This is a genomic window from Streptomyces sp. CA-181903 (genome assembly GCF_050937075.1).
Taxonomy (GTDB): Bacteria; Actinomycetota; Actinomycetes; order Streptomycetales; family Streptomycetaceae; genus Streptomyces.
Genome location: NZ_JBNJLY010000001.1, coordinates 741,275 through 757,639, shown reverse-complemented (window position 1 = coordinate 757,639; position 16,365 = coordinate 741,275). Strand labels below are relative to the sequence as shown.

Below are 16,365 nucleotides of genomic sequence, written 5' to 3'. Positions count from 1 at the left end.
TCAGCCGTTCCTTCGGGGGCTCGTCGGTCCGGTGCCCGTGGGCGCGGCACCGGTGGCGGTGGCCAGCGCGGCCGTGCGGAGCACGATGTCGGTGAGCTCGTTCTCGCAGGCCAGGACGTCCGGCGTGCACAGCTCGTCCGGGGCGGGCCCGGGGTAGTGGGCGACGGACGGGTAGAGCCCGTTCGTCGTCAGGTCCATCGCCACCGCCTTGCAGCGGCGCAGGAGCTGGGCCAGCACCTCCTGGCCGGCGACCGGGGCGCGCAGGGTGAGGAAGTAGCAGTCGAAGACGCTCGTCCACATCCGGGGCTGCCGCTCGGGCGGGTTGTCGACCAGGTGCTGGAGCAGCGACCGGCCGTCGGCGACCAGCTTGGCGGCGGTCCCGAGGTGGATCCGGTGCCCGAGGGCCACCTCCCGCACCAGCGCGTCGGCCTCGCCCGCCGGCACCGGCGGCACCTTCCGGCCGCGGAACAGGCTGCGCACGGCCGGGAAGTCGGCCGCCCAGGTGCCGCTGAACGTGCTGTGCAGCCGGTACATGCTCGGCCGGATGACGGCGTTGTAGATCTCGGGGGTGCTGGAACCCGTGTACAGCATCATGGCGCTGTACGCCCGGACGTGGTGGTGGATCTCCCGGGCCGTCGCCAGGTCCTCCTCCTCGCCCGCGCCGAGCCGGTCGAGGGCGGCGGCGACGAGCCGCCAGAGGACGAACGAGATGTGGTGCCCGGTGATCCACCGGAACCAGAAGAGGCGCTCCAGCCCCTCCTCCGTCACCGGCTCGGTGAACAGGGCTCCCTCGTCCGCGGCGGCCAGCAACTCGCGGCACGCCTCCCGGAGTTCGGGACCCGCGTCCGGGGCGAGCGGCCACGGGTCGCCGGGGTGCGGCAGGGTCAGCGGTTCGAGGGCGTAGGGGTAGTCGCCGAAGTCCCAGCCGCGCGCGCCGGGCAGGGAGAGGGCGACCGCGGTCGCGTTGCGGCTCATCGGGTGCTTCCCGGGACGGAGGGGACGTAGGTGAACTCGATCTCCAGGCCGTTGACGTCGAGGCAGTAGAAGCTCTGTACCCCCTCGGCGTCGGTGACGATCCCGGACGGCGGGTCGGGCAGCAGGAAGTCGTACCGCCCGGACGCGTACAGCTCCCGCCACAGCTCCCGGCGGCGGGCGAGCTCCTCCGGCGTGTCCACGGCGAGGCAGACGTGCTGGAACTGGACGTGGTCCTCGGGCCCGCGCTCCCGCACCGGAGCCGTCCGCTCGATCAGGTGCAGCCGGACGCCCCCGGCGACGATCTCGGTGATCCGGGACACCCCGGGCAGCCGGCTGAGCGTCAGCTCCGAGAAGGTCTCGGCGGTCCAGGTCGGCCGGCAGCCGAGGAAGTCCCGGTACCAGGCGAGGGAGTTGTCCAGGTCGAAGGTCTGGACCCCGACGTGGTGCAGGTGTGCCGTGGGCACGGTGGGTGTCGTCACCGGATTCCTCCGCGGTGGTCGTCCTCGTCGGTCGCGTCGGTCGCGCCGTGTGTGGTCATGGCGGCCAGCCGCCGGTCGAGCTCCGGTCCGATCGCGGCGAGCGACGCCGGCCGGGTCATGCCGCCGTGGTCGCAGTCCACGGCGTGGACGTCGAACCGGCCGGCCAGGTGCGGGTGCCACAGCTCCGGGGTGTACGGCGAGCCGTCCCGCTTGTCCGCCGTCGCCCGGAACAGCACCGCGTCACCGTCGAACCGGCCCAGGAGCGGATCGGCGTAGACGCGGCTCATCTCCCGGTAGACCCGGACCAGCGACGCCACGTCCACGTCCGCCGGACCCGCGAGGCTGCCGTCCGGGGCGAGGTCCCGCCCCAGCGACGCGGCCAGCGCCCGGAGCGCGGCGGCCTCGTCGGCGTCCTGCTCCTCGCCCGCGTCCTCCGGGGTCCGGGGGTAGGCGTCCAGCAGGGCCAGCAGCGGGACCTCCGCGCCCTCCTCCCGGAGCCGGACCGCCAGCATGTGCGCGATCAGCCCGCCGACGGACCAGCCCAGCAGGGCGTACGGCCCGTCCGGGCACACCTCGCGGATCCGGGCCAGATAGTCCTTCACCACGTCGTCCGGCGTGCCCGCCGCGTGCTCCGGCGTGCCCAGGCCGGGCGCCTGGAGGGCGTACACCGGCCGGCCGGGGGCCAGGAAGCGGAGCAGCCCGGTGTAGACCCAGCCGGTGCCGGCCGCCGGGTGCACGCAGAACAACGGGGTGCCGGTGCCGCCGCGCAGCCGCAGCAGCGGCGCCAGCGGATCCGCCGTGCCGGCCTCGCCCGCGGCCGTCCGCCGGGCGAGCGCGGCGGGCGTCGGGGCGTCCAGCAGGTCCCGGATGGTGACGTGGACGCCGCACGCCGCCCGGAGCCGGCCGGCGAGGCGGACGACGAGCAGCGAGTGCCCGCCCAGGTCGAAGAACGAGTCGTCGGGACCCACCCGTTCCACGTCCAGCACCTCGGCGAACAGCGCGCACAGCAGCTCCTCGCGCGCGGTGCGCGGTACGCCGCCGTGGGCCGCCCCGGCGAAGTCGGGCGCCGGGAGCGCGGCCCGGTCGAGTTTGCCGTTGGGCGTCAGCGGCAGCGCGTCGAGGACGAGGACGGCGGCCGGGACGAGCGGTGCGGGCAGGAGCCGCGCGGCCTCCCGCCGTACCTCCTCCGGGTCGACGGCGGCAGCCGGCGCGGGCACCACGTAGCCGACCAGCCGCCGGTCGCCGTCCCCGGCCGTGTGCACCGCCGCCGCGGCCCGGGCCACGCCCGGCCGCTCGCGGAGCACGCCCTCGATCTCGCCGAGCTCGATCCGGTGCCCGCGCACCTTCACCTGGCCGTCGGCCCGCCCGGCGAACTCCAGCACGCCGTCGGTCCGCCACCGCGCCAGGTCGCCGGTGCGGTACAGGCGGGAGCCGGGCGGGCCGAACGGGTCGGCCACGAAACGGGCGGCGGTCAGCGCGGGCCGGTCCAGATAGCCTCGGGCCAACTGGGCGCCGCCGATGTACAGTTCGCCGACCGTGCCGGTGGGGGCGGGCCGCAGCCGGCCGTCCAGGACGTACGCCCGGACGCCGGGGAACGGCCTCCCGATCGGCACCGGCCCGGGCGGCAGTGGCGCGCCCGGCGGCAGCCGGTGGTCGCAGCAGTTGACGGTGGCCTCGGTGGGCCCGTACGCGTTCACCACCCAGGCGTCCGGGTGCCGCTCCCGCCACCCCTGGAGCGCCCGGCCGTGCAGCGCCTCGCCACCGATCACCAGGCAGGCACTCGGGGACGCCTGCCCGGGCAGCGACGCCAGCAGCTCCAGATGGCTGGGGGTGGCCTTGAGGAAGTCGGGCCGCGGCGCGTCGCCCTCACCCAGCTCGGCCAGGTGTACGCGGCCGCCGCTGACCAACTGGCCGTACAGCGCGGTCACCGTCAGGTCGAAGGCCACCGACGAGTGCACGGTGCTCGTCCCCGGGACGCCCGGGTAGGACGTGCGGAGGTAGCGCAAGTAGGCCGCCAGGGCGCGGTGTTCGACGACGACGCCCTTCGGGCGGCCGGTCGAGCCGGAGGTGTGAATGACGTACGCCGGGTGGGCCGGGTCCAGGGCCGCCGTCCGCTCGGCGTCGGTGACGTCGCCGTCGGCGTACCCGGCGGTGTCCACCGGCCCGTCGAGGACGACGCGCGGCGCCGCGTCGGCGAGCAGATAGGCGATCCGCTCGGCCGGGTACTCCGGGTCCACCGGCACGTACGCCGCACCGGCCTTCCACACCGCGAGCAGCGCGACGACCAGGTCGGCGGAGCGGGGGAGCACCACCGCCACCCGGTCCTCCGGGCCGGCGCCCCGGGCGATCAGGTACCGGGCCAGCCGGTTGGCGCGGCGGTTCAGCTCCGCGTAGGCGACGGACGTGCCGCCGTGGACGACGGCCGGCGCGTCGGGACGTTCGCCGGCCCGCTCCTCGATCATCCGGTGCGCGAACAGCTCGCGCTCACCGGCCGGTTCGGGCGCCGGGGCGCCGTTCCACTCGGCCAGCAGCCGCCGCCGCTCCTCCGGCCCGACCACGTCGATCTCCGACAGCCGGGCGCCGGAGTCGGCGAGGACGGCGGCCAGGACGCGGTGCAGGCGCCCGGCGACGGCGACGACCGTCGCGTGGTCGAACAGGTCGGTGCTGTAGTCGATGTTCCCCCGCACCCCGAGGGGTTCGCCGTCCGGGCCGAACTCCTCGCGCAGGTTCACCGAGAGGTCGAACTTGGCGACCTCCAGCGGCTCGTCCAGCGGCTCGGCGGCCAGGCCGGGCAGCCGGACCGCCGTGTCGGCCAGGTTGCTGTTGAACGGCATCATCACCTGGAACAGCGGGTGCCGCCCCGCCGAGCGCGCCGGGTTGAGCTCCCTGACCAGCTGCTCGAAGGGGATGTCCTGGTGGGCGAAGGCGGCGAGACCGGTGTCGCGGACGCGGGTGAGGAGCTCGTCGAACGTGGGGTCGCCGCCGAGGTCGGTGCGGAGGACGACGGTGTTGACGAAGAAGCCGACCAGGTCGTCGAGGGCTTCGTCGGAGCGTCCGGCCACCGGGGTGCCGACGGGGATGTCCGTACCGCCGGTCAGCTTCCCCAGCAGGACGGCCAGGGCCGCCTGGAACACCATGAACGTCGTCACCCCGCGCAGCCGTGCCAGCGCCGCCAGGCCCGCGTGCGCGCCGGCCTCGACGAACAGGTCCACGGTCCCGCCCCGGTAGGAGGCGGCGGCCGGGCGCGGCCGGTCGGACGGCAGCCCCAGCTCGTCGGGCAGCCCGGCCAACGCCTGCCTCCAGAAGGCCAGTTCACCGGCGGCCCGGCTGTCGGGGTCGGCGGGGTCGCCGAGCAGCTCGCGCTGCCACAGGGTGTAGTCCGCGTACTGGACGGGCAGTGGCGACCACGCCGGCGCCTCGCCCCGGCGGCGTGCGGTGTACGCCGCGCCGAGATCCCGGACGAGCGGATCCAGCGACCAGCCGTCGGACGCGATGTGGTGCACCACGACCATCAGGACGTGCTCCTCCGGGCCGAGCGCGTACAGCCACGCCCGCACCGGGATCTCCCGCGTCAGGTCGAACGTCCGCCGGGCGTCCTCCCGCAGCCGCCCGTCGAGCGCGGCGGCGTCTAGGCGTACGGTCTTCAGCGCCGGGACCGCCTCCTCCGGCGGCAGGATCCGCTGGAAGGGCTGTCCGTCGGCCTCCGGGCAGACCGTCCGCAGGCTCTCGTGCCGCGCCACCACGTCCCGCAGCGCCGCCCGCAGCGCGTCGGCGTCCAGCGGGCCCGAAAGCCGGGAGACCAGCGGGTTGTTGTACGTCGGGCTGGGGCCCTCCAGGCGGTCGAGGAACCACAGCCGCTGCTGCGCGGACGACAGCGGGATCCGCTCCGGGCGCGGCCCCGCCGCCAGGGCGTGCCCGGCGGCGCCGGCCGTGCCGACGAGCTCGGCGAGCCCGGCCGGCGTCGGCCGCTCGAAGAGGGCGCGGACCGGCAGGTCGGCGCGGAGCCTGCCGCGCACCCGGCTCATCACCTTGGTCGCGGTCAGCGAGTGCCCGCCCAGCGCGAAGAAGTCGTCGTCGATCCCGGCCCCCGGCGCGTCCAGCACCTCGGACCAGATCTCGCACAGCACCTTCTCCACCCGGGTCCGGGGCCGTCGCGACGCCTCGGCGGCCGGCGCGGGCAGGTGCCGGCGCTCCAGCTTGCCGTTGGGGCTCAGCGGCATCCGGTCCAGGACGACGAAGGCCGACGGCACCATGTAGTCCGGCAGGGACGCGGCGACGTACCGGCGCAGCGCGTCCGGCTCGGCGGCCGGGCCGTTCGGGACGACGTACGCGACGAGCCGCTTGACCGACGGCCGGTCCGCCACCGCCAGGACCGCCACCTGGGCGACGGCCGGGTGGCGCCGCAGGAGCGCCTCGATCTCGCCGAGTTCGATGCGGAAGCCGCGGATCTTCACCTGGTGGTCGGCGCGCCCGGTGAACAGCAGCTCCCCGTCGGCCCGCCAGCGGACCAGGTCGCCGGTGCGGTACAGGCGGGAGCCGGGCGGCCCGAACGGGTCGGCCACGAAGCGTCCGGCGGTCTGTGCGGGTCGGTTGAGGTAGCCGCGCGCCAACTGGGCGCCGCCGATGTACAGTTCGCCGATCACTCCCGGGGCGACCGGCTGCAGCCAGCGGTCGAGGACGTACACCGTGGTGTTGCCGATGGGCCGGCCGATCGGCGGGTCCGCCGGCCAGTCGGCCGGGTCGGTGGGCATCCGGTAGCCGGTGGCCATGTGCGTCTCGGTGGGCCCGTAGCAGTTGTCCAGCCGCCGCCCGTCCGCCCCGGTGAAGAGGTCCTTGACGGCCGACGAGAGGACGAGGGCCTCGCCGCCCTGGCCGACGTGGCGCAGCGCCGGGAGGCGGGTGCCGGCGGCGCGGGCCGCCTCGCACACCGAGTTCAGCACCAGGTTCGGCACCACGGTCAGGTCGCTCACCTCGTGCTCGGCGAGCCAGGCCACCAGCTTCTCGGCGTCCTTGCGGATCGCGTCGTCCGGGACGAGCACACAGCCGCCGGACGTGGTGGCGATGAGGAGTTCCATCGGCGAGACGTCGAAGCTGGTCGCCGAGAACAGGGCGATGCGGGCGGGCGGTTCGATCGTCGCCCACCAGGTGACCAGGTTGACCAGCGCCCCGCCGGGCATCGACACGGCCTTCGGCACACCGGTGGAGCCGGAGGTGTAGATGACGTAGCAGGGGTGCGCGGGCAGCAGCGGGGCGGTCCGCTCGGCGTCCGTGAGGTCGCCCGACGGCAGGTGGGACACGTCGGGCAGCTCGGAGAGGACCGTCGTCGGGCGGGCGTCCTCCAGCATGAACGCGTTCCGCTCGGCCGGGTACTCGCCGTCGATCGGGAGGTAGGCGCCGCCGGCCTTCAGGACCGCCCAGACGGCGACCACGAGGTCCGCCGAGCGCGGCAGCCGCAGCGCGACCAGCGCCTCCGGGCCCACGCCGAGGCCGACGAGGTGCCGGGCGAGCCGGTTGGCCCGGGCGTTGAGCTCCGCGTACGTCAGGGTGCCGGTGGCGGCCTGGACGGCCGGCGCGTCGGGGGTGCGGGCCGTCTGGGCCTCCAGCAGCGCGGGGAGGGTGCTGTCCGGCACGTCGAGCGCGGTGGCGTTCCACTCGACGAGGATCCGCGTGCGCTCCTCGGGGGAGAGGACGTCGACCGAGCCGCACGGCCGGCCGGGCTCCGCCGTCACCGCCGCCAGGACGCGGACGAGACGGGCGGCCATGGCCCCCACGGTGGACGCGTCGAAGAGGTCGGCGTTGTACTCGATCTGCCCGGCGACCCCCCGGCCGCCGTCCCGCTCATGGAAGTTGACGTTCAGGTCGAACCGGGCCACGCCCAGCACCGGCCGCCGCCCGGTCACCGCGAGCCCGGGCAGGGACAGCGCGGTGTCCGGCTCGTTCATCGTCAGCGACACCTGGAACAGCGGGTTCCGGGCGAGCGAGCGGACCGGGTTGACCGCCTCCACGACCTGCTCGAAGGGGATGTCCTGGTGGGCGAAGGCGGCGAGGTCGGTGTCGCGGACGCGGGCGAGCAGGTCCTCGAAGGTCGGGTTGCCGCCGAGGTCGGTGCGGAGGACGAGGGTGTTGACGAAGAAGCCGACGAGGTCGTCGAGTGCTTCGTCGGAACGGCCGGCGACGGGCGTGCCGACGGGGATGTCCGTGCCGCCACTGAGCTTCGCCAGCAGCAGCGCCAGGGCCGCCTGGAACACCATGAACGTCGTCACGCCGCGCCGCCGCGCCAGCTCGGTGAGCCGCCGGTGGACCTCCGCGTCGAGGTGGAAGTCGACCGTCCCGCCCCGGTAGGAGGCGACGGCCGGGCGCGGCCGGTCGAAGGGGAGGCCGAGTTCGTCGGGTATGCCCTCCAACGTCTCCTTCCAGAACGCCACTTGGCGCGCGGCCGGGCTGTCCGGTTCGTCGGGGTCGCCGAGCAGGTCGCGCTGCCACAGGGTGTAGTCGGCGTACTGGACGGGCAGCGGCGGCCGGTGCGGCGCCTCGCCGCGGACGCGGGCGGCGTACGCCTCGCCCAGGTCCCGGACGAGCGGGTCCAGCGACCAGCCGTCCGTGGCGATGTGGTGCACCAGCAGCAGCAACGCGTGCTCGTCCGGCCCGACTTCGTACAGCCACGCCCGTACCGGGAGTTCGCGGGAGAGGTCGAACGTCCGCCGGGCATCCTCCTCCAGCCGCGCGTCCAGGGCGGAGGCGTCGAGGCGTACGGCCTCCAGCACCGGGACCGCCTCGTCGACGGGCACGACGTGCTGCACGGGCTGCCCGTCGACCTCCGGGAAGACCGTCCGCAGGCTCTCGTGCCGCGCGACCGCGTCCCGCAGCGCCGCGCGCAGGGCCGCCGCGTTCAGTGGGCCCGAAAGCCGGGAGACCAGCGGGACGTTGTACGTCGGGCTCGGGCCCTCCAGACGGTCGAGGAACCACAGCCGTTGTTGCGCGGACGACAGCGGGACGGGCTCCGGGCGGGGGCCGGCCGTCAGTGGGGTGGCGGGCCGCTCGGGGGCGTCCGCGAGCCGTGTGGCGAGCCCGGCCGGGGTCGGGGCGTCGAAGACGTCCCGGACGGTCGGGCGCGCGCCGAGGTCGGCGCCGATCCGGCCGACCAGCCGCATCGCCAGCAGCGAGTCGCCGCCCAGCTCGAAGAACGAGGCGTCGGCGCCCACCCGCTCCAGGCCGAGGGCTGCCGCGAAGTGCGCGCACAGCACTCGCTCGGCGTCGGTGCGCGCCTCCCGGCCGCCGGTGGCCGCCGCCGCAGGACCGGGGTCGGGGAGCGCCGCGCGGTCGAGCTTGCCGTTGGGGGTCAGCGGCAACGCGTCCAGCAGCGTGACGGAGGCCGGGACCAGGTGCTCCGGCAGCCGGTCCGACGCGAACCGGCGTATGTCGGAGGGGGTGACCTCCCCGGCCGGTACGACGTACGCCACCAGCCGCCGGTCGCCCTCCCCGAACCGGTGCGCGCGGACGGCGACCGCCGCCACGGCCGGGTGCGCGCGGAGGGCCGCCTCCACCTCGCCCGGCTCGATCCGGAAGCCCCGGACCTTCACCTGGTCGTCGGCCCGGCCCACGTAGCGCACCAGGCCGTCGGCGCCCCGCCGGACGAGGTCGCCGGTGCGGTACATGCGTCCGGGCGCGAACGGGTCGGCCACGAACCGGGCCGCCGTCGCCCCGGGCCGGCCGAGGTAGCCGCGTGCCAACCCGGCGCCGGATACGTAAAGTTCGCCGGTCTCGCCGTCCGTCACCGGCCGCAGCCGGCCGTCCAGCACATAGGCGTCGCCGTGGGCGACCGGCCGGCCGATGACCACGTCCTCCGCCGCGTCGGACGCCGCCCACAGCGCGTCCACGACGCACTCGGTGGGGCCGTACAGGTTGTGGGCGGTGACGCCGGGGGTGTCGCGCAGTTCGCGCCACAGCGGTTCGGGCAGCGCCTCGCCGCCGAGGACGACGAGCCGGGGCCGGGCGGCCGGGTCGCGGACCAGGCCGTGCGGCAGCAGCTGCTCCAGGTGGGACGGGGTGAGGTCGACGACGTCCACGCCGTGCCGGGCCACGTACGCGGTGAGCGCGGCCGGGTCGCGGCGGGTGTCGTCGTCCAGCAGGTGCAGCTCGTGGCCGGCCACCATCGCCAGCACCGGGTCCCAGGACGCGTCGAAGGCGAGCGGGGAGACGAGGGCGACCCGGAGCCGGTCGCCGGCCGCCACCTCCGCGTACTGCGGGACGACGTGCCGGTGCAACAGCGCGGCCAGGGCGCGGTGTTCGACGACGACGCCCTTGGGCGTGCCGGTCGAGCCCGAGGTGTGGACGACGTACGCGGCGTGGGCGGGGTCCAGGGGCGCCAGACGGTCGGCGTCGGTGACGGGGGAGTCCGGGAGGCCGGAGCAGTCGACCGGACCGTCCAGCACCACCGCGCAGTCCGCCGCCCGGACCACGGACGCGATCCGGCCGGCCGGCTGGGCGGGGTCCACCGGGACGTACGTGCCACCGGCCTTGAGGACCGCGAACAGCGCCACCAGCGCGTCCACCGAGCGGGGCAGCACCACCGCCACCCGCGCCTCCGGGCCCACGCCCCGGGCGATCAGGTGACGGGCCAGCCGGTTGGCCCGGGCGTCGAGCTCCGCCCGGCCGAGCGCGTCGGCGCCGCAGACCACGGCCCGCCCGCCCGGGTGCCGGCGGACCCGCTCCTCGAACACCTCGTGTACGAGCGGTACTTCGCGCGCCACGCCACCCTCCGTCCCGTCACTCTTCGCCGTCATCGGCCCTCGCCTCACGCCTGTTCACGCCTTTTCACCCTGGTGGCCCGCCGGCCGTCGTCCCGTCATGCCGTGGTCGCCCCGGCGGTCACCGGGGTTCGAGTTCGAAGATGACCTCGTTGGCGACCATGCCGATGTCGTGCTTCTCCCGCAGCCGCCAGCCGCTCTCCGCGAAGACGCCCTCCCAGTCGGCCATGGTGGGCATGAAGGTGCCCATCAGGTCGTGGGCCACCTCGAAGCCGAGCATGAACACCGGCATCTCCGCGTCGGGCACGCCCACCGAGCGGGTGGCGTCACCGAGCAGGAACCGGCGGGCGTTCGGGAAGAGTTGGCGCAGCCGGGCGAGCGTCGCCACGCACTGCTCGCGGGGCCAGAAGTCGTGCCCGGCCATGAAGCAGGTGAGCAGGTCCACCTCGGTGAACTCCGGGCGCGGGTCCATGGTCAGCATGTCCGCCTCGACGAAGGACAGCCGCCCGGCGAGACCGGCGTCCGCCGCGTCGGCCGCCGCCATCTTCAGCGAGTCCCCGGCGATGTCCACGCCCAGGCCGCGGGCGTCCGGGTGCCGGCGCAGGATCTGCATCAGCCGCTCGCCGCTGCCGCAGCCCAGGTCGGCCGCGACCCGGACGTCGAAGTCCAAACCCTCCATCGCCCGCCAGAACCAGGGGTCATAGCAGAAGACGCTGATCTCCTTGCAGGACCGGGCGATGGCGACGGGGTCGCGCTGGTAGAAGGTGCCGACGCGGTTCTCGTTGCGGAGCACCGACGGCATCTGGCGGAACAGCTCGCCGCTGCCGCGCACCAGCCAGTGGAAGAGCGAGCGGGTGCGCTGGATCTCGGCGAAGTCCTCGGTCGGCACCACCCGGGTGCCGTCCCGGCGGACGACGCCGACCGAGGCGAGCGCCCGGAACATGCCCAGCGTGGACGCCGGGTCCAGGTCGTGGCGGGCGGCGAAGTCGGCCGTGTCCAGGGAGCCGCGCTCCTGGAGCTCGTCGAGCGCGCCCACCTCCCAGGCCGCGCCGATCGCCCACGCGGCGACGGCAGAGTTGTAGATGCGGGCGGAGGCCGCCCAGGACGCGGCGTCCGTGTCCGTCGTCGTCATTGTCGTCACCTGTCCATTCCGATGGAGGGTTCAGTGGTGGGGAGGTCGGTGGGCGGCCGCTCGGCCGCGGGGCGGGTACGGATCCGCGCGCCGCCCGCGCACACCCCGGCGGCGGCCACGAGCAGCAGCCCGCCGGCGCCGGAGGCCGCGAAGCCCCAGCCGGGCGACGTGCGGTCCATGACGAAGCCGATCGCGGGGGAGCTGAGGGCGCCGCCGAGCCGGGTCGCCGAGTCCTGGAGGCCCATGGCCATGCCGCGGGCGTGCGGCGGCGCGAGCCGGCTGACGCTCTCGGCGATGGCCGCCAGCGTCGGGGCGCACACCAACTGCATGGGCACCAGGGCCAGTCCGAGCAGCCACCACGGCCCGGAGACCAGCCCGGCCGGGATCACCAGCAGCGACAGCAGCGCCATCAGCGCGGACTGCGGCAGCGCGCGGGGCAGGGCGCCGTGCACCACACCGCCGATGATGGACCCGAGGGCCAGGATGGCGACCGCCACTCCGGTCCAGGCGGTCTCGCCGCCGGCCCGGAGCACGGCCACCAGGGCCAGTTCCGTCCCGCCGAGCACGAACAGCACGCCCATGGAGATCAGCAGCGTGGCCGTCATGCGCCCGTCGAGCCAGGTGCGCGGGGCGCCCGGGGCGGGCGCCGCCGCCTCCTTCTTGCCGCGCAGGGGCGGGTTCTGCACGTACAGCAGCACCGCCGTCACGGCGACCACCGCGCCGATCACCGTCAGGGCGAGCCGGCTGGAGTACTGGGTGGCCAGGTAGATGCCGACGGCCGGGCCGACGATGAACGACGTCTCCATCGCGACCGCGTCCACCGAGAACGCCGTCCGCCTCCGGTCCTCCGGCACCAGCGCCGTGATGACCTGCCGGGAGAGCGAACTCACCGGGATCACCAGGGCGCCCGCCGGGAACGCGGCGACCAGCAGGGCCTCGTACGGCAGCCAGGGGACGCCGATCCAGTACGCGGTGGCGACCGTGGCGCAGACCGCGACCACCGGCCGCAGGCCGTACCGGTCCAGCGCCCGGCCGACCGCCGGGGCGCCGACCATCGTGCCGACCGTGGTGGAGGTCGCGACGAGACCGGCGGCCACATAGCCCCGGTGCAGGCCGTTGACCACGTGCAGGGTCAGGGTCAGCCCCATCGCCGTGACCGGCAGCCGGGCGACGAACATCAGCAGCACCGAGCGGGTCATGCCCGGGACGGCGAACACCTCGCGGTAGAGGCGCGGGCGGGCTTCGGTGGCGGTCACGGGCGGGCCCCCACGTGGTCCTGGGGCCCGAGGGCCGACTCGTCCGCCTTGAGGTCGTAGTGCTCCCGGCCCAGCAGACTGTTGAGGATCACGGCCGAACGCCAGGCGGCCAGCGACAGGTTGGGGTCCGCCACACCGTGGGTGTGCCGCGCCGCGCCCTGGACGTGGATCCGGTTCCGGTCGGGCCCGTCCCAGCGCACCCGGTAGTCGGCCTCCACCGCGTAACCGCCGTCGGTGACGGGCAACCGGTCGCGCAACGGCTCCATGCAGGACGGGAGTTCGGTGCGGTAGCCGGTGGCCAGGACGACCGTGTCGCACGACAGCGCGCGGCGGCCGCCGGTGACGGTGTCCTCCAGCTCGGCGCGGAACCCGCCGTCGGCGTCCGCGAGTCCGGTGAGCCGCACGCCGGCCAGCAGGTCGTGGGTGAACGGGCCGTCGGTGAGGTAGTCGAGCGCGTACAGCCGCTCGTACACCCGGGCCAGCAGCTCCCGGGTGATCCCGGTGCCGGCGGCCCGCTGCCGCTCCAGCAGCGCGGCGCGTGGGCCGGCCGGGAGCTCGCGGAAGTACTCGACGTAGCGCGGGTTGAACCACTCGTCGGCGAACGGCGAGTCGTCCAGCGGGGCGAAGCCCTCGCGCCCGGTGACCCAGGTCAGCCGGTGCGGCAGCCCGGACCGGCCGGACATCAGGTCGAGGGCCACCTCCGCAGCGCTCTGCCCGCCGCCGACCAGCAGCACGTCCCGGCCGTCCAGCCGGTCCTCCCGTCCGAGGTGGTCGGCGGCGTGCCACAGGCGGCGGCCGGTGACGCCGCGGGCGCAGTCGGGGACGTACGGGGTCCGGCCCACGCCGAGGACGATGTGGTCGGCCCGGTGGACGCGCCGGCCGGTGCGGACGGCGAACCCGTCGCCGTCGTGCTCCACCGCCTCGACCCGCTCGCCGAGCCGCACGTCCAACTGCCGGGCGGCCCAAGTGAAGTACTGGTCGAACTCCTTGCGGCTGACGTGGCCGGCCGCGGCGATCAGGTGCCGGTACAGCCGGCCCCGCTCGTGCAGGAAGTTCAGGAAGCCGAAGCGGCTGCGCGGATCGACCAGGGTGACCAGGTCCTTCACCGCGCTGACCTGGAGCCGGGAGTCGGTCCAGAGCAGGCCGGGGTGCCAGGCGACGGAGTCGCGGGCCTCCAGGACGGTGACGCGGAGCCCGTCGACCGGCTCGGCCAGCGCGGCGAGGCTCAGGTTGGCCGGTCCCGCGCCGACGGCGAGGACGCGGATGGCGCCGTCTCGGTTCATGCCGGACACGACTCCACCCGGTGCGAGGTCAGCCGGACGGCCGGGGCCGCCTCGATCAGGTACCGCACCTCGGAGGCGGCCCACGCGGCCGCCACGACCTTCTCCCGTTCGGCACCGGAGAGCCCGGCCGCGTCCGAGACCGCGCACTCCATGTCCTGGAGCTGGACGACGGCCGACGGGTCCGCCTGGAGCAGCCCCCCGACGTCCTCCTTGCCGCGCACGGTGACCCGCCACGTCACGGCCCGGCCGGTCAGCTCGCGGGCGAGCCGGCCCAGGTGCGAGGCGACGTCGGCGGCGAGGCCCATAAGCAGGTACTCCTGCGGGTTCGGGCCCCAGTCGACGCCGGTCAGCTGCTTGGGCGCGTCCACGCGCAACTCGTCGGCCGGCTGCTGGTCCAGGGGCATGGACGCGAGCTGGGTGCCGCTGATCCAGCGGACCCGGCAGGCGGCCGGGCGGCCGGCGGCCGGCGCACCCTCCGCCGTACCGGCGTTCACCGGGGCGGCGTCCGGCCCGTACCGCAGGACGACCGGGACCGGACGGGTCAGGGTGGTGTAGTTGGGGCTGAACCGCTCGACCTGGCCGACGAGTTCGGCGACCGTATCGTCGTCCGGCACCCCGCCGACGTCGATCCGGCTCGCCACCGCGCCGCCGTCCCAGGCGATGTCCATGTCGGCGCTCTCGAAGACCACCGACTGGGCGCTGCCGCCGCCGACCAGCGTGGTCAGCGCGCAGGAGGCGACGCCGGTGAGGGCCAGGTGCATCGGCAGCGGACCGTCGGCGCCGGGCGTGTCCGTGCCGTCCCGGAGAGCGGCGTCCCGGAGCTCCACCGAGAAACGCCGCGCGGACTTCACCGTGCCGAACAGGGCCGGGCCGATCTTCGCCGACAGCCCCCGGTACGGCGAGGAGCACGCCTCGGCCGAGTAGAGGAACGCCGCCTCGGCGGGGTCGTTGCGGATCTCGTGGACCACTTCGCTGAAGCCGGCCGTGTTGAAACTGTTCCTCATCGCATGTCCTCCTCTGCCGGAGCGCCGAGCGCCTCGTCCAGGTCCCGGATCAGGTCGCGGACGTTCTCGATGCCCACCGAGAACCGGACCAGACCGGGATTGATGCCGATCCGGGACCGCTGGCGGGCGGTGAGCGAACTGTGCGAGGTATTGCTCGGCATGCTCACCAGGGATTCCACGCCGCCCAGACTCGTGGCCACATAGGGAATCCGGAGTTTCTTCATGAATTCCAGTGCGGCCGCGTCGCCGCCGCGCACCTCGAAACTCACCATGCCGCCGAAACCGCCGTAGTCCGCGTGTTCCAGACCGGCATAGCGGGGGCCGCCGAGTTCCGGGTGGTGAACGGCGGCTATGCGCTCGTGCCCGGCCAGGAAACGCGCCACTTCCGAGGCGTTGGCGTTCTGTGCCCGGACCCGCAGCGGAAGAGTCTTCATTCCCCTTTCGAGGAGGAAGGCGGCGAGCGGTTCGAGGGTGCCGCCGAAGCGCAGGGCCTGCGCCCAGATCCGGTCCAGGAACTTCCGCCGGCCGACGACCGCGCCGGCGGTCAGGTCGCTGTGCCCGGCGAGGTACTTGGTGGCGCTGTGCACGACGACGTCCGCGCCGAGCTCCAGGGGGCGCATGTTGACCGGGGTGAGGAAGGTGTTGTCCACCACGAGGAGGGCGTTGGCCTCCTTCGCGATCTCCGCCAGGCCGCGTACCGACGGCGCCTTCAGCAGCGGGTTGGTCAGCGTCTCGAAGAACAGCAGCTGGGTCTCGGGGCGGATCGCCGCGCGGACCGCGTCCAGGTCGCAGGGGTCGACGAACGTCACCTCGCGGCCGGCCGACGGCATGTCCTCGCGCAGCAGGTTGTAGGTGCCGCCGTAGACGTCGTAGGCCGAGACGATGTGGCTGCCCGCGTTGGTCAGGGCGTAGATCGTGCTGGCCGTGGCGCTCATCCCGGAGGACGTCACCAGCGCGCTGCGGCTGCCCTCCAAGGCGGCGATCTTCTCCTGCACGGACCACTGCGAGGGGTTGCCGTACCGGGTGTAGATGGGGACGTCGCGGGAGGTCCCGTCGGAGAAGGCCGCGTAGCTGGCGTCGTCCAGCAGGAAGGTGCTGGTCTGGAAGACCGGGGTGCCCACCGCGCCCGTCACCGGGTCCTCGTACGTCCCCGCGTGCACGGCCAGCGTCTCCGGCGAGACGTCGCGGGACAGGACCCGGTGGTGCGGGGTGACGGGCCCCGCGAACCGCGAGCGGGTGAGGTCGCCGAACCACTTGGCGCCGTCGTTGCGGCCCTCATCGAAGCCGATCGCCGTACGGCTCTCTTTCGCCACGAGCACCCCTAGCTTTTCTCCGGTACGGACGGCAATTTCGCTGTCGGGCCGAAAAGCTAGCAGCGGCTTGTCGACGAAACGTCAACGCGATGTGGACGCGGCGTCGACGTCCCCCGCCGACGTCCTTCGACGGGCCTTCCCGATAACAGTAAGGAAATTCCCGGCACTTGACACGG

The 16,365-nt window shown here is 74.6% G+C and carries 8 protein-coding genes; all 8 read right to left on the bottom strand.

Features of this window, described 5'->3' with window-relative positions:
- A complete protein-coding gene (locus tag ACQEVS_RS03220; protein WP_433014892.1) occupies window positions 1-975 on the bottom strand; it encodes a hypothetical protein in 975 nt (324 codons plus the stop codon).
- The gene (locus tag ACQEVS_RS03215; RefSeq protein ID WP_433014889.1) at window positions 972-1,454 is read right to left on the bottom strand and encodes a VOC family protein; all 483 of its coding nucleotides are present in this window, start codon (window positions 1,452-1,454) and stop codon (window positions 972-974) included. Before ACQEVS_RS03215 ends, ACQEVS_RS03220 begins: the two co-directional genes overlap by 4 nt.
- Window positions 1,451-10,204, bottom strand: coding sequence for an amino acid adenylation domain-containing protein (locus ACQEVS_RS03210; protein ID WP_433014886.1), 8,754 nt, complete (start codon window positions 10,202-10,204; stop codon window positions 1,451-1,453). Before ACQEVS_RS03210 ends, ACQEVS_RS03215 begins: the two co-directional genes overlap by 4 nt.
- A gap of 118 nt (window positions 10,205-10,322) precedes the next feature.
- The gene (locus tag ACQEVS_RS03205) at window positions 10,323-11,333 is read right to left on the bottom strand and encodes a class I SAM-dependent methyltransferase (protein WP_433014883.1); all 1,011 of its coding nucleotides are present in this window, start codon (window positions 11,331-11,333) and stop codon (window positions 10,323-10,325) included.
- Window positions 11,334-11,338: 5 nt separating this feature from the next.
- On the bottom strand, window positions 11,339-12,589 hold the full coding sequence (locus ACQEVS_RS03200; protein WP_433014880.1) for an MFS transporter: 1,251 nt from the start codon (window positions 12,587-12,589) through the stop codon (window positions 11,339-11,341).
- Complete coding sequence (locus ACQEVS_RS03195; RefSeq protein WP_433014877.1) at window positions 12,586-13,872, bottom strand: lysine N(6)-hydroxylase/L-ornithine N(5)-oxygenase family protein; 1,287 nt, start codon at window positions 13,870-13,872, stop codon at window positions 12,586-12,588. Before ACQEVS_RS03195 ends, ACQEVS_RS03200 begins: the two co-directional genes overlap by 4 nt.
- Window positions 13,869-14,876 carry an OsmC family protein gene (locus tag ACQEVS_RS03190; RefSeq protein WP_433014874.1) on the bottom strand — a complete coding sequence of 336 codons (1,008 nt, stop codon included), beginning with the start codon at window positions 14,874-14,876 and terminating at the stop codon, window positions 13,869-13,871. The genes ACQEVS_RS03195 and ACQEVS_RS03190 overlap by 4 nt, the downstream gene beginning before the upstream one ends.
- Window positions 14,873-16,189: a trans-sulfuration enzyme family protein gene (locus ACQEVS_RS03185; RefSeq protein ID WP_433014871.1), complete on the bottom strand. Its 1,317-nt coding sequence runs from the start codon at window positions 16,187-16,189 to the stop codon at window positions 14,873-14,875. The genes ACQEVS_RS03190 and ACQEVS_RS03185 overlap by 4 nt, the downstream gene beginning before the upstream one ends.
- Window positions 16,190-16,365 lie beyond the last annotated feature (176 nt).

Excerpts from the sequence above, each read along its gene's own strand:
- ACQEVS_RS03220 (WP_433014892.1), bottom strand. The coding sequence starts at position 975 with ATGAGCCGCAACGCGACCGCGGTCGCCCTCTCCCTGCCCGGCGCGCGC.
- ACQEVS_RS03205 (WP_433014883.1), bottom strand. The coding sequence starts at position 11,333 with ATGACGACGACGGACACGGACGCCGCGTCCTGGGCGGCCTCCGCCCGC.
- ACQEVS_RS03195 (WP_433014877.1), bottom strand. The coding sequence starts at position 13,872 with ATGAACCGAGACGGCGCCATCCGCGTCCTCGCCGTCGGCGCGGGACCG.
- ACQEVS_RS03190 (WP_433014874.1), bottom strand. The coding sequence starts at position 14,876 with ATGAGGAACAGTTTCAACACGGCCGGCTTCAGCGAAGTGGTCCACGAG.